Source organism: Caballeronia sp. LjRoot29 (assembly GCF_964252755.1).
Lineage (GTDB): Bacteria > Pseudomonadota > Gammaproteobacteria > Burkholderiales > Burkholderiaceae > Caballeronia.
The window spans coordinates 1-22,418 of the sequence record NZ_CAXUPU020000023.1 but is presented as its reverse complement, the minus strand read 5'-3'; the positions used below and the strand labels follow the sequence as shown (position 1 = coordinate 22,418).

The window sequence follows — 22,418 nt, the reverse complement described above, 5'->3', positions numbered from 1 at the left end:
GGCTTCAATGCCCCCGTCAACGCGAGACGGTTCCATGCTCGTAAGTCGATTCCCAGCCGCCGCCGAGCGCCTTGCAGAGCGTGATGAGATTCGCGTCGGCGCTGCTCGGCGTCGTAGACAACAAGTGCATCGTCCACTTCGCGCCATGCTTCCAGTACGGTGTGCTGATAGACGATGGTGGCCTCCTGCTGTTGCGCCTCGCGCTAATGGGGCGTCCCCTTGAGGCGCCCACCCTCGAAGATCGGCATAGTAATCGAGGGGCCGACAACGAACTGTCCCGACGCCCAGTTGGCGAGACTGGAGAACTGAAGCGTCTGGAATCCCGCACTGCCATTCAACGATATGCGCGGGTAAAAGTCGGCCTTTGCCATGCCGATCGACGCCGTGGCCGCATGCAGTTGCGCTTCGGCTCGCCTGATATCGGGTCTGCGCTGCATTAGTTCCGACGGAAAGCCGATAGGCACCTGCGCAGGCAGCCCAGGCACGTCATGCGGCTCGCCGAGCGTTTGACGAAGCGCGCCGGGCTCCTCGGCGAGCAATACGCCTATCGCATTGATCGTGGTCTCGCTGCGCGATTCCAGCGTCGGAATCAGACTTTCGATGGACTCCACCTGCGCTGAAGCGTTGGCGACGTCCAGGTCCGTCGTTACGCCTTCATGCTCGCGTACCTGCGTGAGTTTCGCGGTATTGCGAGCGATATCGAGATTTTGATTCGCGATCCGAAGTAATGATTGCATGTCACGCAACTCGATATAGTCTCTCGCGAGTTCCGCGCGCACAGACAACAAGACTGCGTTCCGGTCTTCATATGAAGCGTCCGCGAGGGCGGAGGCGGCTTCGACACCGCGGTGATTGCGGCCCCAGATATCGAGTTCCCAGGATGCATCGGCACCTGCTTGATAGAGGTTGTAAGCCGGCGAACCCTTGGACCCCGGCAACGGCGCCACGCCCAGCGGCGTAGCACCCGAGCCGGATTGCGCCTGCGTTTCCGTTGGGCTGACCCCGAGCAGCGAGAGGATGCCGTTCGGACTTCCGCGCTCGCGGTCGTACGACGCCGCGCCGTCCAGCGTGGGATATTCCGCCGCGCCCGCCACGAACCGACGCAGGCATGACTTATCTTGAAGCCTGCAGGAAAGTGTTGGATGCCATCACCGATGCAGAAGCCACCATTACGGCTGACCAACTCAATCCCGTGGGCACGTTGACCATTTCTGCGCCGGTCCTGTTTGGCCAGCGATATCAACGAGAACGGTGCGAGGTTGCCTGTGAGGCTTCGGCCGCGGATGATCGTCGACCCGGGTCCCGCGGCCATTCTTGCGGCCGTCGATGGCGTGGGCATAACCCAATTCCTGTCGTATCAGGCGGCCCCTGACCTCGATGGCATGCTCCAGACTATCCTGAACGCATTCGAGCCCGAGTCGACGCCGGTCAGCCTGTTGCATGTAGAGCGGCGAAGCACCAGCGGCAAGATTCGGGCCTTCGTGGAATTCATTACCGAGACACTACGCAAGAACGCGCACCTTCAGGGCATGGACGCTACAGCCAAGCGAACTTCCCGATAGGCTGCCACCAGCGCATCGAGATCGAACGCCCTGTTCAGTCCGCTCGGGTTCGGCAAGACCCATGCGTGTGCGCCGCCAAATACATTGGATTGCAGCCCCCATTCGATATTGCGCGTGCCGGAGATCGCCGCGAGCGCCATCTTTCCAAGGAACGCGATGTGGCGCGGTGCGTACTGCTCGATCTTGCGTCGAAAAGCATCGCCGGCGAGTTCAATTTCCAATCGCGATAGCTCTGCCGCCTGCGCGGTTGGTCGCGGCACTACCGTTGTGAGACCGCAGCCGTATCGAAGAACGGTGTAATCGTCTTCGGGACGAATCTGTTCAGGCGTAAAACCCGCAAGATGCATGACCCGCCAGAACCGGTTGCCTCGACCCGCGAAGTGATGACCTGTCGATGCCGCACGCATACCCGGATTGATGCCGCAAAAGATGAGCGACAAGCCTGGTTCAAGAAGGTCCGGAAGGGATGGTTCGGAGTCCACGTTATTAACAACACTCCCTGTTGCACGGGACTGGAGTAAGGGATCAAAACGCTAACTCCGGTCGACGCAGCAGGCCGCCCTTGAAAAGCAATCTGCCTGGGCGCGCTGTTACTGGTCCGTGGCTGCTTGCCTGCCTCGCCGCGGAATCGTTGCCGATATTGTTTTGGCGTGACGTCCAGTCGCCGGGAGAAGGTTGTGCGCATATGCGTGGCACTACGGAAGCCACATTTGAATGCAACTGTCTTCAGCGGCGCATCTGTCTTCGAGCAGCTTTCTCGCGCCGTCGACGCGAACCTTCTCGACAAACACCGACGGTGTCACCTTCGCGTACTTCGAAAATATTCTTGAGAAGGTCCTTCGGCTCGCGGCAACCGCGCCCGCGAGCTGTTCGATCGAAAGCGCGTCGGTTATATGCTCGGTCACGTAGCGGTGCACCTTGCGGATAATCGGATCTTCATCCCTTCCTGCACCAATATACGGGCTGTACTGAGACTGGCCGCCTTCTCGCTGAATATAGACGACAAGGCGTTTTGCAACATGCACCGCCAACTCGTGTCCCCAGTCTTCCGCAACCAGCGACAGGCACAGATCGATACCAGCCGTCACGCCTGCTGAGGTAAAGAGGCGGGCGTCACGAACGAAGATCTTGTCGGGCTGCACATGCCTCCTAACCGGTATTGACGAGCGATAAGGCAGATTAACGCAATAGCCCGAAAAGAAGGATGAGCTAGCCGGCAAAAGTCTTTTGCGTGCGGGGAACAAGGCGGAGATGTCGACTTTCCGGAAGCGACGATGCAAAACGTATCACGTTACTGCGTTGGCTACTCCGGCTCGCCTATGGCCCAAAATTCACATTGATTGGCCCGGGATCGCGGCATCCACGTGCTTCTCTCCCGTGCCGGCTGATTAGACTTGAGGTCCTGTGGCAGGTGTCACAACTGCGATTTGACTCTCGCCTGTTTGTTCAGCTTCTATCGTGGTCCTGGTCGAAATCTATGGCTGACGAGAATTTAATTTATAAGCCGCTCGCCAATCCGTTCCGGCGCGAGATCCTCACGTGGCTAAAGACGCCGGACAAATACTTTGTGCAAGGACACGCCGATCTTGGTTGCGGGATTCCGTCAAACGCAATCCACGCGCGCAGCGGGCTTTCTCAATCGGCTGTGTCGGTGCACGTTGCCGCATTGATCGACGCGGGACTGGTTGTCCCGACCCGCGTTGGTCAGTGGATGTTTCTATCGCGCAATGAGGAAGTCATTCGCGCCTTTGCGGCGAAAATTCGCTTGCATCTGTAGCCATTCCGATTGCCGGGAAACTTAGGAATGCTTCCGAGTCGTATCGTCTTTATGCGTCGTCTTTATGACCGAGAACCGGTGCAAACCGTTTCTTCAGGTGGTGCAGGGGAGAGCGCCGGAACATCTCCCGCCGCTCTTCTTCCTCGAAGAACGCGAGCGATGGTTTCACCAGATCGCTGCGGCTTATCAAGCCCACCAGCCGTCGCGATTGCGCATCCGACACGACGGGCAGGCGCTCGAGTCCATGCACTGCGAGCCGGTTGGACACGATCCGGCAGGTTTCCCCGGGCAACGCCATGATTGGTGTGTTTGCTCCGAACAAGTCGCTCATGACCCGGATAGCTGGATTGCCGCTTCGCGCGATGAATCCGTCACGCTCGATCATGCCTATCAGCGCGCCGTCCTGTGTCACGGGAAACGCGCGATGGATTTGCTTTTCACCAAAGTACTTCGCCAGCACCTCGGCGACCGGCATATTCGCATCTATCGTCTCAACCTTGCGCGTCATTACTTCTTCGACAAAATGGCGTTCTAGCGGATCGATGCCGTACTCACGATAGATGTGATAACCGCGGCGCGCGATTTTCTCGGTCAGGATGGAACGCCGCATCATCAGCACGGTGAATCCGTATGCGACAGCCGAAGCCATGAGCAGGGGCAAGAGCACATTGGCGTCATGGGTGAGTTCGAACGCGAACACGGTCGCCATGATCGGTGCGCGCATCATCCCGCCGAGCGTGGCCGCCATGAATACCAGCGGCCACACTGCGGGCTCCCCGCCTGGCAAGTACGGTCCGACGATGGTTCCCATGGCCGCGCCCATCATCAGCAGCGGAGCGAGTACGCCACCAGATGTGCCGGAGCCGAGCGCGATGACCCAGATGATCGCCTTCACGAGTATCAAGGCCGCCACGACGCTTATCGCAAGATGGTTGTGCAGCAGATCGCCGATGACGTCATAACCTACGCCGAGCGCCCGTGGCTCGAAATAGCCGCCGATGCCGACTGCAATGCCGCCAAGCGCCGGCCACCACATCCAGTGAATCGGTAATTTGCCGAAGAGGTCCTCGACCTTGTACAGCGCCGATGACAAACCCCACGACATGGCGCCGGCAGCAAGACCTGCGACCAGGCACGAAATGAGCCCGAGCGGACCCAGTGGAATGGTTTGCAATGGGAAGAGGGCGCCGCTGCCGATCAGAAGAGGGCGCGTGAAACCTGCCACCGCGCACGCGACAGCAACGGGGAGCAGGCTACGTGGACGCAATTCGAACAGCAACAGTTCGACCGCGAGCAGGACTGCCGCAACAGGCGTGCCGAACACCGCCGTCATTCCGGCTACCGCGCCAGCGACGAGCAGCGTCTTGCGCTCACCCGCGGTCAGGTGGAAATATTGTGCGAGCAGAGATCCCAGCGCGCCGCCCGTCATGATGATTGGCCCTTCTGCACCGAACGGGCCGCCGCTGCCAATTGCAATAGCCGAGGAAAGCGGCTTGAGCACCGCGACCTTCGGCGACATCTTGCTCTTGCCAAACAGGATGGCTTCGATCGCTTCCGGAATGCCGTGTCCGCGGATGGCCTCGCTGCCATAGCGCGCGATCAGTCCAATCACCAGTCCGCCGATGACGGGAATCGCGATTACCCAGAGACCGAGCGTATTTCCCGCAGGCGAGCGGCTGTCGAACGACATCGACTGGAAGAAGAAAAGGTTGGTGAAAAGGTTGATCAGGTGGAGCAGCACATAGGCCGTGACCGTGCTCAACGCGCCGATTACTACGGCAATGGCTGTGATGCGCAACAGATGGGCATTCGCCGCAAAATCACCTCGTGAAGCGTTTTCGTGCACCTTGACTCCTCATCAACTCAGATTGGTTTGGGTTGCGTTGGCATTCACCAACTCAAAGATCGATCTGCGGAACGCGGAAGGTCCCTGCGAGCGACTTCAGTTCTGCCCGATGCAATTCGGCTAGCCGCGAGAGAATCTTTTCTCCGGGTTTCAGCAGATGAATCTCGACTTGCCGACGGTCGATTTCGCTAGGCTTTCTCTTGACCAGACCCAGCGCTTCGCACCGCGAAACAAGCGCGACAACTCCGTGGTGTTGCGCCTGAAGTCGCTCCGCGAGTTCGCCGACAGTTGCCCAGTCCCGGTCCGGATAACCCTTGATATGCAACAACAGCAAATACTGCAGCGGCGTAACGCCTTCGTCCTGAGCGGCCTGCTCGGAGAACCGCTCGAACCGCCGCATCTGGTAACGAAATTCGGACAGCTGTTCAAAGTTCTCTTTGCTGAGTGCGCGAGAAGTTTCTTTCATTGGGGGAGCGTCCAGTCAGGAATCTAAACTAACAATGTATCACATGATGATATATATGTTGGCGCTGAACTGCGAGGATTGCTGGCAAACGTTCAAGCGATTCTCGCTGCGGCTATGCGTGTGTTTGTCGATAAAGACCGAGTATCAAGTCAGCCTGGGTGATCATGCCGGCGAGTTTCTCTTGAGGATCGAGCACCGGAATATGGTGATGGCCATAAGCGGCGAATAGGGGCACGAGCTTCGCGATCGACGTGGTGACGCTGACCGTGGACACGTCGGTCGTCATGATGGACGCTACCGTTGGCGCAGAACCGGGCGCAGCGGACAATTGTTCGATGAACGTCGCCAGCCCGCGAAGTTTTCCGGCCGCCGTATTTCTCGCTATATCGGCCGGCGTGATGATGCCAATCACGAACGCCTGATCATCGATAACAGGCAACGCCTTGATGCCATGACGCCGGAGCATGGAGGCGGCCGTTGCAATCGTTGTTGTGGATGTGACTGTAACGACAGGGTTCGACATGATTTCCGCGCAGCTCAATCCGCTGAAGCCGCGCACGTACGATTGCAGTTGTATTTCCAGCAGCAGCGACTCGAGATCGCCTGGGGCGATATCGAGTAATTCGTTGCGACGGCCGAGCACTTCCTTCAGGTCTTCCCGTGTGAATCCCGGACTGGCCGCTGGTGCGCGGGCGCCTGATTCCTTGAGCGGGCGCGCCGCGTGGGGATAACGATGCCCCGTCGCCGCGTGGAACGCGATCGCGACCGCTAATAGTGAGAATGACTGTGCCGCTATCGGTGCAATGACGAATCCGAATCCAAGGGCATGCACTGCCGGTCCGCCGAGCACGGCAGTGAGCGCGACTGCGCCGGAGGGAGGATGCACGCACCTGAACACGAACATTGCGCCAATCGAGAGTGCCACTGCGATGGGCGCGGCGTCGATCGGATTCGTGATCCAGGTCGCACACGCCACGCCGACAATCGCGGAAACCAGATTGCCGCCGATGATCGACCAGGGCTGTGCGAGAGGGCTCGCGGGCACCGCGAACAGCAGCACCGCGGAGGCGCCCATCGGCGCGACCAGCAGCGGGATAAACGCGTGGTCGCCCAGGAAAACATGCATCACCCCCGCAGTGAAGGAGATGCCGAGCAGGGCGCCGAGACACGACCTGAATCGTTCGGGCCAACCAAGTGCGACGGGTGAAGGAGAGAAGCTGAGAAGCCAGCGTGCAAGAGCGGTTCGGAGCATAAGCCTGAAATAGTGTGAGCGGGCGGCCGTGCATTGGCCGTCTTCACCGTCAGGCAGCGTCTCCTGCCAAACGCATTGTCAAAAAGTATGGGATTATGACATATATTCACGCTGCTACAGCGCGGTTTGCGGTCGATATATGTCACGGTGCGACATATTATTCAGGCGCAGGCTTGGGGTGGATAGTTCGTGAACCGGGCGAATCATGTGGTGGTGGTAGACCGCATGTCGCGGGGAATTCTCTTTTAGGTAACCTGAAAGGACCGTTGATTGCTTTCGGGCAATGGAGTGCTTGGTCCAGGCACATTGACGGCTACCCTTTCATGCTTCTCGCAGTTCTCAAGCAACGGAAACATTCATTCCGATGCTTGTCTGGTTCGTTGCAGCTAGTAGATTCCCTAGTCCCCTCAAGTTTGACTAATTCGTGCCGTTAGTACCCTCACGTATCGGAGCATCTCCAAGTCACCACTGTATGGCTTCAATTCGCTTATTGAGGCGCCGTCGGCATTTGGGACCGGTGCGAGAGAGAGCAAAAACAATAACCTGATTCACTTTCAAGGCACCTTCGGGTGCCTTTTTTTGTTCCCGTGGAGAAGGCCGGACGTCGTCGGTCCGGATGACCGCCCTCAGCCGATGCGCATCGCGCCAGTAGCGTACGACCCCTCATTGTGGCTCGGCATGGCGCACAGGCACAGTGCAGTGCACCATCGCGTCGCACCAACTCTGATCGCAAATCCGCATTTCGCAGCGCGCGACACACTATCAAGCGCGGGGCGACGACCCTTTGGACTTTCATTGAATGTTGCGGCCGGGTAACACGTCGTTGGTTGTCTGAGCCCTGCTGGGCGTATCAATGGCGGCTTTGCGCAATGCTGGAACCCGCCAGACGAGAACCCTGCTGACCCGCGCCACGCGGATTTTGGCACGGCTATTGCATTAGTACGGACCGGGGGCCAATGGCGGCCTCAGCGTATCAACCATTTTTCGGCCGCTCGCGTGTAGCGGCCGGCAGGGACAACGGCGTCCCGAGCGTCAACTGTGCGACCGAGCAATCGGGGTGCGGTTGCTGCTCGGGGCGCTTTTTTTTTGCGCGTTCGATCAACCATCGCGAGTCTCATCCTGGTTCACGTCTTGTGATCGGATGAGCAGGCAAACGGTCTCAGGACATTGGCCTTAATCATGAAACAGTGGACCCATGCCAACCGGCAAGAAGTCTCAGCGCAGACGATCGGAGAGCTTATCAATCTGTCCGGCAGGCAACGGATGCTCTCGCAACGCATCGTTTTGCATGTGCTGCTCGCATCACACGGGGACACCTCCGCGCTGATGGTGGTGAAGGACTGCCTGGGCACGTTTGCGCAGACGCACACCGGCCTGGTGAGCGGCGATGGTCCGTTGACAGGCGTTTTTTCGGAAGCCCTGCATCAGCTTTATTTCGGCGCGCGCAACGCACACGAGAGGATCCAGTGCTTTATCGAGCAAGCGAATCAGGCGGTGTCCTGTCTCGTGTCGGGCCTGGCGGACGGCCGCGAGAAGACTGATGCACTCGTTGCCCAGGCCACGCCGCTGCTCGAGCTCCTGCAGGACATAACGCTCGCGTATCAACACGAGATGCGCAGCATCGAGACGGCGTCGCTCAAGCGTGAGCGTGACATTGCCGAGCAACTTGGAAGCATCTCCATGCAGGCCAATATCGTGGCCCTCAATGCGCGCATTGCAGCCGCGCGTGCGGGGCAATTCGGCCGTGAATTCGCGGTGATCACCACGGTCCTCGCCGACATCATCAAGGAGATGGACCAACTGATTCACAGCGTCGTCAACACGCGTAGCGCCAGCGAGGCGTCGCCTCAACGCAGCGTTCATCCACAAGGTCCGCACGTCAGTGCTGATCGCGCTTTTCAATAGCCTTCGCCCCGAGAGAGAGACCCATGAAAAACCTGCTGAATTCGCTATCGAGCGGTAACTGGCGCGCGTTGCTTGCGTGCTTCCTCTACTTCGATACCGGTTTCACCGTGTGGGTGATGTTCGGCCCGCTCGCGCCGTTCATCCACAAAGACATTGCGATGTCGCCGGCCGAACTCGGCTTCCTGGTCGCGGTTCCGGTGCTGGGCGCGGCCATCCTGCGAGTGACGCTCGGCAATCTTTATCAGGCCCACGATGGCCGGCGGATCGCGTTGATGGGCATCGCGCTGTCGGCTTTGCCGTCGGTCGTCCTGCTGTTACTGCCGTCCGCGCCGTCCTATACGTTGCTGCTTGTGCTCGGCGTGTTTCTTGGCGTGGGTGGTGCAAGCTTCGCCGTTGCGCTACCGATGGCCGGAAGCAACTATCCGCCCAAGGTGCAAGGTCTCGTGCTCGGGCTCGCCGCCGCAGGCAACATCGGCGCGGTGCTCGACGGCTTCATGTTCCCCGGCCTGGCCGACCATTTCGGCTGGGCGAAAGCGACGGGCGCTGCGTTGCCTTTGCTGGCGTTGGCGGCCACAGCAATCTTTTTTTGGGCGAAGGATCTGGGGCCCAAGTCAGGCAGCGCACCGCAAGCGTTCCTTAGCTTCTGCGTGACGCTGGGCGGACTCGTTGCGCTCGTGCTTGCTGTGCATTGGGGTGTTTTCGGTGCGGGCAAAACGGGTGTGCTGCTGCTTCCGGTGCTGGGCGCGCTACTGGCTATTGCAGTATTGCCAAAACACTACCGCAGCGTGCTGGTGGAAGGGGATACGTGGATCGTGATGCTGGTCTATAGCATCACGTTCGGTGGCTTCGTTGGTATGTCATCCTACGTAACCACGCTGCTGATTTCGCTGTATCAGTTGCCGAAACTTGAGGCGGGTCTCTTCATGTCGTTGCTCGCTTTCACGGGTGCGCTGGTGCGTCCGATCGGCGGCCTGATCGCGGACCGGATTTCCGGCGTGCGTGCGCTTGTCCTGCTGCTCGCCGCTATCTCGGTGTGCGACTTCATGTTCGCGGCGTGGATGCCGCCGTTGCCCGCCGGGATCGCGCTGCTGGTCGTGACCTACTTGTGCTTCGGTCTCGGCAATGGTGCGACGTTTCAACTGGTGCCGCAACGCTGGAAGGGCAAGACCGGGCTGATGTCCGGCATTATCGGCGCGGCGGGCGGGATTGGCGGGTTCTATCTGCCGGTGATCATGGGGATGGCCAAGGAAAGCACCGGCAGCTATCAGATGGGGTTCGCCACCTTCGGCGGGCTGTCGGCTATCGCGTTCGCGCTGGTGGTCCTGCAGCGCACCCGCTGGCTGGAATGGGCGCTGCCCAAGGAGAGCGCTGTTGTTTCAGACCCAATGCGTGCGGCAGGGGTGCGCGTGGACAGCGGCGTGTGATCAGGAGGGAAGACGGGGGCGAGCGGCCTGAATTAGCCAATCGCCCCCATGCTACATGCAGCTACGCAGCCGCGGGATAGCGGAAGTCATCGCCCGAGGTGGTGCGCTCATACACTTGCTCGCCGGCCATGTGGGTCACCTTGATCGCACGATCGTTGCCGAGCATCATGCCGGCTCGACCATGAATGGCATGCGGTGCGTGTCGAGTGTTTAAAGTCCCATGGCCTGGCCGTCGCTACGCGGATCATGCGCGCCGGACATTGCACCATCCGATTCAATCCGGATCACGCCCGGATGACCCGCAAGCGGACTCTGCGCTGCAATCGCGCTCACCTCATGCCCGCGCGCCGCTAATGCGGCGAACACGTCGGCACCGGCGTTTTCCTCCAGCTTCAGCGCATCGCGGGTGTCCGAGAAGGTCTTGCCGAGCAGGAAACGCGGGCGGCCCAGCGCGCTCAACGGGTCCATCCCGTAGTCAATCAGCCGCGTCAACACCGCTGCCAGTGTTTGGGGCTGACCGTCCGCGCCCTGCGTGCCGAACACCAGATGCGGCCGTCCATCCTTCAGATACATGCCCGGGTTGAGCGTATGGAACGGCCGCTTGCCGGGCTTTACGGCATTGTGATGCGAAGGGTCAACGCTGAACGACGCGCCGCGGTTGTGCCAGAGAATGCCGGTGTCCCCAGCGACCACGCCGCTGCCCCAATCGAAGTAGACCGTCTGCAGCAGACTGACGCTGCGGCCGTGTGCGTCCGATGCACCGATGAACACCGTATCGCCGGGACGGAATATATGCGGCCACGCACGCGCTTGCTGAAGATTGATCGAGCGCGCGTGAGCGTCGAGCGTGCTGGTCGAGAGCATGTCGCTGACGGGAACGCGGTTGAACTCCGGGTCGGAGACCCATCGGTCCCGATCGACGAACGCGCATTTCACTGCCTCCACCAGCAAATGATAGTAGTCGGCGCTACCTTCGGCGATGGACGACAGATCGAAGCGGGCCAGCATACCCATGATCTGCAGCGTGGTGACGCCTTGCGTAGGTGGTTGCAGGCTCACGAGTTCTCCACCGCGATACGCCACGCGCAGCGGTGCTTCGTCGCGTGCGCGCGTCTTGATGAGGTCGCCGTGTGTCAGCGGTGAACCGGCTTGCTGCAAGCCGCGTGCAATACGCTCGGCGAGTTCGCCCTCATAGAATTCGCGTGCGCCATAGGTCGCGATGCGTTCAAGACTGCGTGCAAGCGCCTGTTGAACAAAGCGTTCGCCGATCGCAGGCGCATGACCGTCAGGCGCGAATATCGCTGAAAAGCCCGGCATTGCGCTCAATTCACCCGCGCGAAACTGCTGCCAGAAGTTCTGCGATGGCGTGACCGGAAATCCCTCCGATGCATGCTCGATAGCGCGATCGAACAGCGACGACCACGTGCGTTGGCCGCCCCATGCTGCCTGGCTGATTGCATAGGCCTGATGCCAGGTATCAACCGCTGCAGCGGTGGTCAATGTGGAACCGCCCCCACGCAACGGGATCGCGGCGGAGAACGCGGGCAATGTCTGCGCCGCTTGCCCGATACCCGATAACGTCCGCAGCATGCCCGCGCGGTCGCCGATGACCCAGAACGCATCGCCGCCAAGACCGGTGAAATGCGGATAAGTCACGCTCAGCGCCGCGCCAATCGCAATGGCCGCTTCAATGGCGTTGCCGCCCGCGCGCAGTACCTCGAGGCCCGCTTCGCTCGCGAGTGCATGGGGGCTGGTGACCATGCCTTCAGTGGACGTGGCAAGGGTAGCGTTGTGCATGGATGGGGTGCTCCGGGAGGGATGTTCAGCCGAGCGTGAAGCGCTCGCGGGTGGTCACATAATCACTCGCGCCGAACCGGCCAACGGGGAAGTAGTGCTGAAGCCGCACGCGCCACGTTTCGGTATCGATCAGTTCATCGCGCGCATGCAGCCTGTGAACGCATCCGATGAAAATCTGACGGCTCGTGGTTTCCAGCGTTTCCCACAACGTGCATTCGAATGCCACCGGCGCCTCCGCGATTCGTGGCGGCGCGACTCGCGAGCTTGCCACGGGTGTCAGGCCGACCTTCTCGAGTTCGCTGACATCGGGCGGCAGACGCTCCCCGCACCGATGCATTTTTTCGGCCATCGCTTCGTCGCAAAGATGCACGACGAACTCAAGGCTGCGCACGATATTCACGGCCGTGTCCTTGAGCGAGCCATCGTCGAGACGGTTGATGCTGATCATCACGATGGGCGGCTCTTCGCCCAGCATGTTGAACATCGAGAAGGGGGCTGCGTTGATCGTGCCGCTCGCACTCACGGTCGTCACCAGCGCGATCGGGCGCGGCACGATCAGGCTCGCCATGAGCTTGTATCGCTGATATTCGGTGATGGCTTCGAAGTCTATTTCCATGATGACGTAGATCAGTGGACCAAGGGTTGACGTTCGGATTCAGCGCATGCCGAGCAGTTGCCCAAGGCTCTTTTCGCCCAGCATGCGTGACGTCTCGATGCGTTCTTCCAGTTCGCGCAGATGCGCTTCCATGCGTGTCACTGCGCCGGCTGCATCGCGCGCCTCGATGCAATCGACAATCGCCGCATGTTCCTCGTGCTCGCAGGGCGCGTGGCCTGGCGGCTCGTAGACGCCCACGATCAACGAGCATCGCGACACCAGTTCGGTCAGGTAGCGTTGCAGGATCGAGTTGCCGCCAAGCGCCGCGATGCGCAGATGAAAGTCACTTGCAAGGCGCGCCCACGAGGGCTGGTCGAAGCGATGCATGGCTTCGTGTTCATCGGCTAGCTGACGGCGAAGCGTCTTGATGTCTTGAGCACTCGCGCGCAGCACCGCGAGCTCGACCAGCACGCGCTCCATCGAACGGCGTGCTTCGAAAATCTCGCGTGTCTCCTCGGCCGTCGGCTCGGCGATGACCGCGCCCTTGTTCGGCCGCAGCGCGACGATGCCGTCGTAGGCGAGCTTCTCCAGCACGCGCCGCACGACCGCGCGGCCGACGCCGAACAACTGGCACAACTCTGGCTCTGGAAGTTTGGTGCCGGGCGTCAGCCGATGGTTGAGCACACCATCGAAGATCGCCTGATAGAGGCGTGCATCGGCGTCCAGCGCTGCTGGTGTGTCTGCGTTTGACTCGCGGACGGGCTTCTTTCGGGGCTTTGCAGCCACTTTCAATGCGGGTTTCGGCGTCATTTTTCTACGGGAAGGAGAGCCAGTTGCGACGTGCCGACGAGACCCTCGCGTTCCATCTCGTCCATGTGGCGCGCGATTGCTCCGGGCGTTGTCATCCAAACCTCGCCATTCGCGCGGGCGTCGGCGATGTGCTTCAGTGCGCGACGCAAATGACGCAGCCTGTAGGGCTGTCCGACGAGATAGGGATGCAGCGCAATGCCCATCACGAGCGCCTGCGGATGGCGGCTGCGGTTCGCCTGTTCGAGCATTTCATCAAACTGGTCGATGATCATGTCGGCGAAATCGCGTGCGTCGAGATGACGGCCGACCATCATCGGCAAGTCGTTGAGTTCCTGCGGGTAGGGGATGGACCACAACGAACCTGAGCGAGTCGCCATGCGCACCGGGCGGTCGTCGTGGCACCAGTTGAGCGTGTAGCGGTAGCCGGTTTCCGCGAGCAGGTCGGGCGTGACGCGCGATTCGGAGATCCATGGCGAGAGCCAGCCCGAGGGCGGCGTGCCGGCATGGGCGCTGATACGTTCCCGGCAATGCAGCAACAACGCGCGCTCGCCGGCTTCGTCCAGGTCGCTCTGGCGATGCGCATTCGTATGACCGTGCGCAATCAGTTCGTCGCCGCGCGCGAGACAGGCTTCGATGACCTCCGGACAGTGGTCATAAAGCGATGTATTGATCAGCGTGCCCGACGGCAGGTCGAGCTGATCGAAGAGTTCGATGCAGCGCCATACGCCCACGCGGTTGCCGTATTCGCGCCAGCTGTAATTGAGCACGTCGGGCTGTGGCGAGACCGGGCCGAGGGCCGCACCCAATCCCTCACCGAACGCAAAGTGCTCGATGTTGAAGCCGAGATAGACAGCGAGGCCGGTGTCGCCCGGCCACCGAAACGCGTCGGTATCGGTGATTGGCCGGTACGGAAAGCGGTCGTGCGTGGCGAGCGGACCGAACGCAGGACCAGACGCAGGATCGTGCGACGCGTGAGCGTGGCGGATGGTGTCCATGTGCAAAAGCCTTGAGTGACAAGCGTGCCGCGCGTGAACCTTTTTGGGGGATCGCGCCCCGCGACGGACCCGTGGCGCACCGCGGTTGTGCGGAATAACGGGTTTGATCGCTGACAGGTTGATTTCGGATTGTGTGCAATTTACACGCCATATCGTCTACGTTCAACAGCCGTGATGGTTTGCGATCAAATAATCGATATGCGGACAAAGTGGCATAGGTCTTGCATTCAGGGCCTTGGAGAGTCCTTAGCCCCGTCTTTGGTTTATCGAGGAAACGCCCTGCATGCGTTCGTACCCATGAGTCCGTCCACTTCTGCCGCGCCTGCCGCCGTGTTCAAGACCGAGGCCGCCGATATCGAACTCGTGCATGTATCGAAGCAATACGGCGACTCGCTCGCCGTCGATTCGATCGACCTCCGGATTCCCGGCGGCCAGTACTGTTGCCTGCTCGGGCCGTCGGGCTGCGGCAAGACATCGACATTGCGAATGATCGCCGGCCATGAATCCATTAGCGACGGCGACATCCTCATCGGTCAGCGTAATATCACGCGCGCGCAACCCGCCGAGCGCGGCACTGCGATGGTCTTCCAGAGTTATGCGTTGTTCCCGCATTTGTCCGCGCTCGATAACGTCGCGTTCAGCCTGAAGATGCGCGGCGTAGCCAAGGATGCACGCCGGAAGCGGGCGGGCGAGCTGCTGGAACTTGTCGCGATGAGCGCCTATGCGCAACGCAAGCCGTCGCAGCTATCGGGTGGTCAGCAGCAACGTGTCGCACTCGCCCGCGCGCTGTTGAACGAGCCGCGCTGCCTGCTGCTTGACGAACCCTTGTCCGCACTCGACCCGTTCCTGCGCGTACAGATGCGCGCGGAACTGAAGCGCTGGCAGAAGGAACTGGGCATCACATTTGTGCACGTGACGCACTCGCAAGAAGAGGCGCTCGCGCTCGCGGATATGGTCGTTGTCATGAGTCACGGACGCATTGAACAAAGTGGTTCGCCCTACGAAGTATTCAACCGGCCGCGCACGGAATTCGTCGCGCGGTTCCTCGGCGGACATAACGTGTTTGGCGCCAACGGCCGCGCATTTACCGTGCGCGCCGATCATCTGCGGATTGCGCCGCACGGCTTTACACCAGTGCAGTCACCCACGAACGAAAGCGGCTTCAGCCGGATCGGCGGCATCCCGTGCACGGTCCGTGAAACCGAATACCAGGGGACCCATTTGCGCATGACGCTCGCACCGCTCGACGGTTCACCCGACCTGGTTTCACTACTTCCCGATAACGAATACGACCCACAGCGGCTGGGCCCCGATGCGCGTGTCGTGGTCTGGTGGAACGAACAGGACGCCCATGCATTGGCGGCATGAGAGGGCGCCAAGCGAGCGCTCTGCGCCGCACGTTGCAGCGAACGACAATTTCAACCAAGGGAGATGGCCATGACCGAGCGTAACAAAGAACTGTCCGAACTCAGCACGAGTGACTCGTCCTCAAGCGCCGCGACGACCGAACCGAAGGGCATGTCACGCCGCACCCTGCTCAAGGGCGCGGTCGCCGCGGCTGGCATTGCTGGGTTTCCGTACGTGCATGCGCAGGAAAAGATCACGCTTCGTTACCTGGGCACGGCGGTGAACCAGAGTTCAGACATCGCGAAGAAATTCCAGGAAGATACCGGCATCCAGATCCAGTACATCCCGGTGACGACTGACGATGTCGCCAAGCGCATCATCACGCAGCCGAATTCATTCGATATTGTCGACACCGAGTATTTCTCGCTGAAGAAGCTGATTCCCGCCGGCACGCTGGCCGGCATGGATGCAAGAAAGATCAAGCTCGCCGACAAGATCACGCCGGTGCTCACCCGCGGTGAAGTCGACGGCAAGAAGATTGGTGACCAGGGCACGGCCCCGAAGAAAGTGATGTTCCTGACGGGTGCCCGCTCGACCGAGTTCTCGGCGACGCCCACCGAATGGATGACGCTGATCCCGACCACGTATAACGCCGATACGCTGGGCATCCGTCCTGACCTGATCAAGCGCCCGGTTACCAGCTGGGCCGAGTTGCTCAACCCTGAATTCAAGGGACGTGCCGCACTCCTGAACATTCCCGCTATCGGCATCATGGACTCAGCCATGGCGATCGAGGCGATGGGTCATGTGAAATACGGCGACAAGGGCAACATGACCAAGGCCGAGATCGACCAGACCATCAAGATCCTGATCGAGGCAAAGCGTGCGGGTCAGTTCCGTGCGTTCTGGAAGGACTTCAACGAGAGCGTTAACCTGATGGCGTCCGGCGAGGTCGTGATCCAGTCGATGTGGTCACCTGCCGTCACGAAGGTCCGCACGACGGGCGTTGCATGCAAATTTCAACCGCTGAAGGAGGGGTATCGGTCATGGGCGTCGGGCTTCGGCCTGCCGCGTTCGTTGCAAGGCCGCAAGCTTGACGCCGCTTATGAGTTCATCAACTGGTTCCAGGACGGCTGGGCAGGCGCTTACCTGATGCGCCAGGGTTATTACGCGGGTGTGCTTGATACCGCCAAGACCCACATGCAGCCTTATGAATGGGACTACTGGATCGAAGGCAAACCGGCCGCGCAGGACATCAAGGCGCCCGACGGTCAATTGCTCGAAAAGGTCGGCACGGTGCGGGACGGCGGTTCGTACAACCAGCGCACGGGGGCGATCGCGTGCTGGAACGCGGTGATGGACGAGAACATCTATATGGTCCAGAAGTGGAACGAGTTCATCGCAGCTTAGCGCGCATGACCGGCTTGCTGAACTTGATGCACGCCGGTCGGTTTCCGTTTATCCAATAGGCAATTCGCGATGGCATCGATCGAGCTACCCATCCAACCGCTGAAAGCGACCGTCAAGCACCGGCGCGCCGCTGCCTGGCTGCAGGCGACGCCGCTTGCGTTGACCTTCATCCTGTTCTTTCTCGTGCCGCTGGTCATCACGCTGATCGTGAGTTTCTGGGACTTCAACGAATACCAGATCATCCCCGCGTTTACGTTCAAGAACTACGCGGCGATCTTCGACGGTTGTTCGTCGATGACCGATGTCTGCGTGACCTTCAAGACCTATTGGTCGACGATCAAATTCTGCGCGATCGTCTGGGCGGTGACGCTGGTGCTCGGTTTTACGATCGCATATTTCCTGTCGTTTCACATTCGTTCATCGGGTATGCAGACGGTCTTGTTCCTCGTCTGCACCATTCCGTTCTGGACGTCGAACGTGATCCGGATGATCTCGTGGATACCGCTGCTCGGCCGCAACGGGCTCGTGAACCAGGCGCTGCTTTCATCGCACATGATCGACAAGCCGCTTGAGTGGCTGCTGTATTCCAATTTCTCGGTGGTGCTCGCGTTCGTGCATCTCTATACGTTCTTCATGATCGTGCCGATATTCAACGCCATGATGCGCATCGACCGGTCGTTGCTCGAAGCCGCGCGCGACGCCGGCGCGAGCGGCTGGCAGGTGATCCGTGAAGTCGTGTTGCCATTGTCGAAGACGGGCATTGTGATCGGCTCGATCTTCGTCATCACCATCGTCATGGGCGACTTCCTGACGGTCGGCGTGATGGGCGGACAGCAGATTGCATCGGTCGGAAAGATTATTCAGGTGCAGACCGGCTACCTCCAGTTTCCTGCCGCTGCTGCCAACGCGATCATCCTGCTGGCCGTCGTGCTGATGATTGTCTGGGCGCTCACGCGCGTAGTCGATATCCGCAAGGAGCTTTGACATGGCAGCCATTCGTCAAGGTCTGAAGCACCACCGTGAGCGGCGTCCCGCCAGTTTTTACTGGCTTGCACTGGTGTTCGGGCTGTTCGTGTTGTTCCTGTATGGACCGGTCATCACCATCTTCATCTTGTCGTTTCAGGGACCGGAAGGCGGTCTCACGTTTCCCATGCGCGGTGTTTCGTTACACTGGTTCGCCGTGTTGCGCCAAGGCGTGGGCGACATAGATATCTGGGCCGCGTTCGGCCGCTCGGTGCGCCTTGCCGCAGTCGTCACGGTGTTGACGGTGCTGTTCTCGGTCGCGGCCGGCCTCGCGTTTCGCAAGCGCTTTCGCGGCGACACAGCCGTGTTCTATGTGTCCGTCGCGAGCCTGATCATGCCGTCGATTATTGTGTCGCTGGGAATCGGGCTGACATTCCGGCTGCTCGATAACGGCGTGAAGTATCTTGCCGGCGCGTGGGGTTATCAATCGTTCGTCGACAACTACACCACGTCGATGGGCCTCTATACCTCGGCGCTCGGTGCCCATTTAACGTGGACGCTACCCTTCGGACTGCTCGTGATGTTTGCTGTCTTCAACCGCTTTAACCCGGCGTACGAAGAAGCGGCTCGCGATCTTGGCGCGTCGCCTTGGCAGAGCTTTCGCCATGTGGTGTTGCCGATCATCGGGCCATCGGTGATTGGCGTCGGGATGTTCGGCTTCACGCTGTCGTGGGACGAGATCGCGCGCACGTCACAGGCGATCGGCGACCAGAACACGCTGCCGCTCGAATTGCAGGGGCTCACGACTTCGGTCACCACGCCCGTGATCTATGCGCTCGGCACGATGACCACGATGCTCTCGCTGACAGTGATGGTGGTAGGGCTGCTGACGGTTCAGTGGCTGAGCCGCCGACGTTCGAGAGCACTGGCAGGTTGACCGTCAGAGCCTGCGTGCCCACGCAATCAAGCCGCCGATAACGACCGCTCCAGCGCCGCCACGCCTGAGGGAAGATCCACCGGCACGCCGAGGTCGATCATGGTCCGGCCAAGCGCGTGGATGGTCCTGAAGAGATGATGCTCGCGGCATTGCTCGCCCATCTGGCCGATCCGTACGATCGGTGCGCCGAACGAGCCTGCAATCTCTACGTGATGATGCCGCGAGATATGAGCGCACACGTCCGACCCGCTGATGCCCTGCGGCAACGCAATGCCCACAACCGAATTCAGCCGGCTCGGCTTAGGCACATAGAGCTTCAACGACAACGCCTCGATGCCCGCCTGCAACGCGTTCGAACAGCGCTGGTGACGCGCGAACCGGCGCTCGAGCGTTTCCGCGCACACGAGCCGCAGGGCTTCGTGAAGCGCGAGCACGCCCGACACCGGCGCGGTGTAATGGTAGGACGCGTTATGCCAGAAGTTCGTGGCAAGCGCCGCATCGAGGCACCAGTGCGTTGGCGGCACGGGACGCGACATGATGCGTTGCCACGCCGCTTGGGAGAACGCGAGCAGCGAGACGCCGGGAATCGATGACAGCCCTTTCTGGCCACCGGTAATCACGGCGTCGATACCCCAGGCGTCCATCGGCAGGGGCATGGTGCTCAGCGTGCAGACCGCATCGACAATCACCAGCGCGCCGGCGGCGCGAGCGACCGCGGAGATTGATTCGAGACTGCGGTTCCAGACGGTATTCGATGTCTCGCCATGCACGATCGTCACGATCTCCGGACGAAACCGGTCGATAGCGTCCGCCACTTGCTGCGTGTCCGCCGCTGTGCCGTCGACTATGTTCAGCGTCTCCACTTCCGCGCCGGTTCGCCTTGCCATCTCCGCCATGCGCTCGCTGAAAAAGCCGTTGCAGATGCACAGCACGCGCGAGCCTTTCCACGCGAGGTTCGTGATCGCCATTTCCATGGCAGCCGAGCCCGGTCCCGCTACACCCATTACCCATTTCGATTCGGTCTGGAATACATACCGGGCCATCGTCTTGACCTGGCTGATGACCGCCGCCATGGTCGAACCAAGATGGTTGATCACGACACCGTTGGCTTTGGCCACGGCGTCGGGAATCGGTACGGGGCCGGCGCCCATCATCAGCAGAGGCTCTTCGGGAAGAATTGAAGAGAGCGGCAGGACCGTCGGACAGGCGATGCTAAACGTGTCCGGTGTGCCGGAATTTGCTGAGAAGGAATGTCGGTCGTTCATCGAAGTTCTTTAATTAAAGGCGTTGTCGGTTGGCTAAGGTTGGATAAGCGAGCCAAAGACGGCCTCGCCCCGCTTACATTGCCCGCGTCCTGCGCTGGCCGAAACGGATCAGCAGCCAGTAGAAAGCAAATTTGCGTGTAGGCGAGAATACCGGTGCCGATGCCAAAACGAAACGGCTATTTGGTTCAGACGTGCTGATCCAGACCTTCGAACGCGGCGCGAGTTCAAGCGTTTCGCCTTCCCGCAGCCACCAATCTTCGGATTCGCCTTCAATGGTCAGCCACACCGTACCCCTGCAAACCGTCAGGGTGTGAGGCCGATCGATGAGCCAGCAGGCTGGCGCATCATGGGGTTCCTGCTCCAAGGTCCGGATTTCACGCATGTCCCTCTCCCATCACGGCCGCTCACAGAGAGACGGCCTCTTGACTGCATTATTTATTTAAACTTCAATCTTAGGAATGTACAGTCGCGAACAGTTGTGCCGCACTGTTCAGTGATTTTCCCTGCACACTTCAAGAGATCACGTAATGGACCTTGTCATCGACCTGCGCAGTGGCGTCCCTATGACCGATCAGCTCGTGACCGGTATTTCGGGTCTGATCCGCTCGCGCCAGCTTCTGGCCGGTGTGAAACTGCCGTCCATCCGGGCGCTGGCGGCTACCCAGCAGATCAGCCGCTTTCCGGTGATCGAAGCGTATGACCGGCTTTCGTCGCTGGGTTTTATCGTGCCGAAGCATGGTTCGGGCTTCTACGTCGCGAACCACATGGGGGGCGAAGGCAACGCGGCGGGCGGTTCTGATCCTCGTCTTGCCGAGGAAGAATCGCATCAGATCCTGCAGCAGTTCAACTATCCCGGCGAGTCATTGAAGCTGAGCAGCGGCTTTGTGCCCGAAGCGTGGCGAGACATCGAGGGGATTGCCCAGACCGTGCGCCAGGTCATGCGGACGGACCCGAGCTGCGTGATCGATTACGCCATGCCGCATGGTGACGCGAGCCTGAGGCACCAGATCCAGATGCGGCTTGCGGTGGTCGGCATTGAGGCGGATATCTCGAACATCATTGCCACGAGCGGTGCGAGTCAGGCGCTCGATCTGGTTGTCCGGTTCATGCTGAAGCCGGGCGATACCGTGTTCGTGGAAGACCCCGGCTACTACAACCTGTTCGGTTTGCTCAAGCTGCAGGGTGTCAGGATTGTTGGTGTTCCGCGCCTCGCGAGCGGGCCGGATGTGGCGGTTGCGGAGCATTTGCTCAAGACCATCAAGCCGAAACTGTTCTTTATCAACACCGTGTTTCACAATCCGACCGCGACGAATGTTGCGCCGCAGGTTGCGTTCAAGTTGCTGCAACTTGCGCAGCAGCATGACTTCATGATCGTGGAGGACGACATCTATGCAGACTTCCAGGCGACGCCGACACAGCGGCTTGCGTCGCTCGATCAGCTTGATCATGTGATTTACGTGGGTGGGTTATCGAAGACATTGTCATCGTCGTTGCGGATTGGGTATCTGGCGGCCAAGCGCGATTTGATCAAGGATCTGGTCGATGTGAAGGTGCTCACTAGCCTGGGCGGTTCGCGCTTTAGTGAGTGCGTGGTGGCGGCGTTGCTTGAGCGCGGTACGTACCGCAAGTATCTTGAGCGTTTACGGCGCCGCATTCACGACACGCTGTCGACAGCGGTTCAGCGCCTTGAGGAGAATGGCTGGGAAGTCTTCGATGAACCTAGTGGCGGTAATTTTATCTGGACGCGTGTGCCTGGTGTGGAGGACTCGATGGTGCTGGTCGAGCGGGCGCTGAAATTTGGTATCACGCTCGCGCCTGGGAGCTACTATCGGCCTAATGGGGAGGTTTCACCGTGGGTGCGGATCAATACGGCTCATACCGACGATGCACGGGCCATTCGGTTCTTTGAAGATATGGGGCGGAGGTGATGGTCGCGGGGGGGGGGGGCGGGTTGGTCGGGTCCAGGGTTAGCGGTCTGGTTCAATGCCGGGTTGGTGGGTTCTGGCGTTAGCGGTCTGGTTCATTGCCGGGTTGCTGCTTTTTAGGTCTTCGCGCGTTTAGTGTTAG

The 22,418-nt window shown here is 60.2% G+C and carries 19 protein-coding genes and 2 pseudogenes; 9 read left to right on the top strand and 12 right to left on the bottom strand.

Annotation, left to right across the window (positions count from 1 at the left end):
* Positions 1–16 precede the first annotated feature (16 nt).
* Positions 17–1,133, bottom strand: a pseudogene (locus ACSQ83_RS22920) (efflux transporter outer membrane subunit); the annotation flags it as partial.
* A 132-nt stretch (positions 1,134–1,265) separates the two neighbouring features.
* On the opposite strand from ACSQ83_RS22920, the gene ACSQ83_RS22915 reads away from it, so the two are divergent.
* Complete coding sequence (locus ACSQ83_RS22915) at positions 1,266–1,562, top strand: hypothetical protein (RefSeq protein WP_436229709.1); 297 nt, start codon at positions 1,266–1,268, stop codon at positions 1,560–1,562.
* On the opposite strand, the gene mug is transcribed toward ACSQ83_RS22915, so the two are convergent.
* Together mug and ACSQ83_RS22905 are read right to left on the bottom strand one after the other, a co-directional pair.
* Positions 1,523–2,002: a G/U mismatch-specific DNA glycosylase gene (gene mug, locus ACSQ83_RS22910; protein ID WP_436229708.1), complete on the bottom strand. Its 480-nt coding sequence runs from the start codon at positions 2,000–2,002 to the stop codon at positions 1,523–1,525. The two genes, ACSQ83_RS22915 and mug, sit on opposite strands and share 40 nt — an antisense overlap.
* A gap of 176 nt (positions 2,003–2,178) precedes the next feature.
* Positions 2,179–2,704, bottom strand: a pseudogene (locus ACSQ83_RS22905) (GlxA family transcriptional regulator); the annotation flags it as partial.
* A 335-nt stretch (positions 2,705–3,039) separates the two neighbouring features.
* On the opposite strand from ACSQ83_RS22905, the gene ACSQ83_RS22900 reads away from it, so the two are divergent.
* The gene (locus tag ACSQ83_RS22900) at positions 3,040–3,339 is read left to right on the top strand and encodes an ArsR/SmtB family transcription factor (RefSeq protein WP_414968872.1); all 300 of its coding nucleotides are present in this window, start codon (positions 3,040–3,042) and stop codon (positions 3,337–3,339) included.
* Between the two features lie 49 nt (positions 3,340–3,388).
* Here the strand turns inward: ACSQ83_RS22900 and ACSQ83_RS22895 are convergent, their stop codons facing one another.
* The 3 genes from ACSQ83_RS22895 to ACSQ83_RS22885 form a co-directional block, all read right to left on the bottom strand.
* Positions 3,389–5,185 carry a chloride channel protein gene (locus tag ACSQ83_RS22895; protein WP_436229707.1) on the bottom strand — a complete coding sequence of 599 codons (1,797 nt, stop codon included), beginning with the start codon at positions 5,183–5,185 and terminating at the stop codon, positions 3,389–3,391.
* 52 nt (positions 5,186–5,237) lie between these two features.
* Complete coding sequence (locus ACSQ83_RS22890) at positions 5,238–5,651, bottom strand: MarR family winged helix-turn-helix transcriptional regulator (RefSeq protein ID WP_414950754.1); 414 nt, start codon at positions 5,649–5,651, stop codon at positions 5,238–5,240.
* 112 nt (positions 5,652–5,763) lie between these two features.
* Positions 5,764–6,903: an HPP family protein gene (locus ACSQ83_RS22885; protein ID WP_436229706.1), complete on the bottom strand. Its 1,140-nt coding sequence runs from the start codon at positions 6,901–6,903 to the stop codon at positions 5,764–5,766.
* Between the two features lie 1,179 nt (positions 6,904–8,082).
* On the opposite strand from ACSQ83_RS22885, the gene ACSQ83_RS22880 reads away from it, so the two are divergent.
* Both ACSQ83_RS22880 and ACSQ83_RS22875 read left to right on the top strand, forming a co-directional pair.
* Positions 8,083–8,808 carry a type IV pili methyl-accepting chemotaxis transducer N-terminal domain-containing protein gene (locus ACSQ83_RS22880; protein ID WP_436229705.1) on the top strand — a complete coding sequence of 242 codons (726 nt, stop codon included), beginning with the start codon at positions 8,083–8,085 and terminating at the stop codon, positions 8,806–8,808.
* Between the two features lie 23 nt (positions 8,809–8,831).
* Positions 8,832–10,232: an MFS transporter gene (locus tag ACSQ83_RS22875; protein WP_414968877.1), complete on the top strand. Its 1,401-nt coding sequence runs from the start codon at positions 8,832–8,834 to the stop codon at positions 10,230–10,232.
* Positions 10,233–10,442: 210 nt separating this feature from the next.
* Here ACSQ83_RS22875 and ACSQ83_RS22870 read toward each other — a convergent pair whose 3' ends face one another.
* Genes ACSQ83_RS22870 through ACSQ83_RS22855 form a run of 4 tightly spaced genes read right to left on the bottom strand, consistent with a single transcriptional unit; the run spans position 10,443 to position 14,429 of the window.
* On the bottom strand, positions 10,443–12,029 hold the full coding sequence (locus ACSQ83_RS22870) for a gamma-glutamyltransferase family protein (RefSeq protein ID WP_436229704.1): 1,587 nt from the start codon (positions 12,027–12,029) through the stop codon (positions 10,443–10,445).
* Positions 12,030–12,054: 25 nt separating this feature from the next.
* A complete protein-coding gene (locus ACSQ83_RS22865; RefSeq protein ID WP_414950759.1) occupies positions 12,055–12,645 on the bottom strand; it encodes a flavin reductase family protein in 591 nt (196 codons plus the stop codon).
* Positions 12,646–12,684: 39 nt separating this feature from the next.
* A complete protein-coding gene (locus tag ACSQ83_RS22860; RefSeq protein ID WP_436229703.1) occupies positions 12,685–13,434 on the bottom strand; it encodes a GntR family transcriptional regulator in 750 nt (249 codons plus the stop codon).
* Entirely contained in the window at positions 13,431–14,429 is a 999-nt protein-coding gene (locus ACSQ83_RS22855; RefSeq protein ID WP_436229702.1) for a polysaccharide deacetylase family protein, read from the bottom strand. Before ACSQ83_RS22855 ends, ACSQ83_RS22860 begins: the two co-directional genes overlap by 4 nt.
* Positions 14,430–14,726: 297 nt before the next feature.
* Here ACSQ83_RS22855 and ACSQ83_RS22850 point away from each other — a divergent pair, with 297 nt between their 5' ends.
* The 4 genes from ACSQ83_RS22850 to ACSQ83_RS22835 all read left to right on the top strand — a co-directional run bounded on the left by ACSQ83_RS22850 (position 14,727) and on the right by ACSQ83_RS22835 (position 19,086).
* Positions 14,727–15,797, top strand: a complete 1,071-nt coding sequence (locus ACSQ83_RS22850; RefSeq protein WP_436229701.1) for an ABC transporter ATP-binding protein — start codon at positions 14,727–14,729, stop codon at positions 15,795–15,797.
* Positions 15,798–15,947: 150 nt separating this feature from the next.
* Positions 15,948–17,186 (top strand): ABC transporter substrate-binding protein, encoded by a 1,239-nt coding sequence (locus tag ACSQ83_RS22845; RefSeq protein WP_436229752.1) that lies wholly within the window; start codon positions 15,948–15,950, stop codon positions 17,184–17,186.
* 69 nt (positions 17,187–17,255) lie between these two features.
* Complete coding sequence (locus ACSQ83_RS22840; protein ID WP_436229700.1) at positions 17,256–18,170, top strand: ABC transporter permease; 915 nt, start codon at positions 17,256–17,258, stop codon at positions 18,168–18,170.
* A 1-nt stretch (position 18,171) separates the two neighbouring features.
* Positions 18,172–19,086, top strand: coding sequence for an ABC transporter permease (locus tag ACSQ83_RS22835; protein ID WP_414950766.1), 915 nt, complete (start codon positions 18,172–18,174; stop codon positions 19,084–19,086).
* 26 nt (positions 19,087–19,112) lie between these two features.
* Here the strand turns inward: ACSQ83_RS22835 and ACSQ83_RS22830 are convergent, their stop codons facing one another.
* Complete coding sequence (locus ACSQ83_RS22830; protein ID WP_414968883.1) at positions 19,113–20,351, bottom strand: pyridoxal-phosphate-dependent aminotransferase family protein; 1,239 nt, start codon at positions 20,349–20,351, stop codon at positions 19,113–19,115.
* Positions 20,352–20,424: 73 nt separating this feature from the next.
* On the bottom strand, positions 20,425–20,733 hold the full coding sequence (locus ACSQ83_RS22825) for a DUF2917 domain-containing protein (RefSeq protein WP_414950769.1): 309 nt from the start codon (positions 20,731–20,733) through the stop codon (positions 20,425–20,427).
* A gap of 145 nt (positions 20,734–20,878) precedes the next feature.
* On the opposite strand from ACSQ83_RS22825, the gene ACSQ83_RS22820 reads away from it, so the two are divergent.
* Positions 20,879–22,279 (top strand): PLP-dependent aminotransferase family protein, encoded by a 1,401-nt coding sequence (locus tag ACSQ83_RS22820; protein WP_414968884.1) that lies wholly within the window; start codon positions 20,879–20,881, stop codon positions 22,277–22,279.
* Positions 22,280–22,418 lie beyond the last annotated feature (139 nt).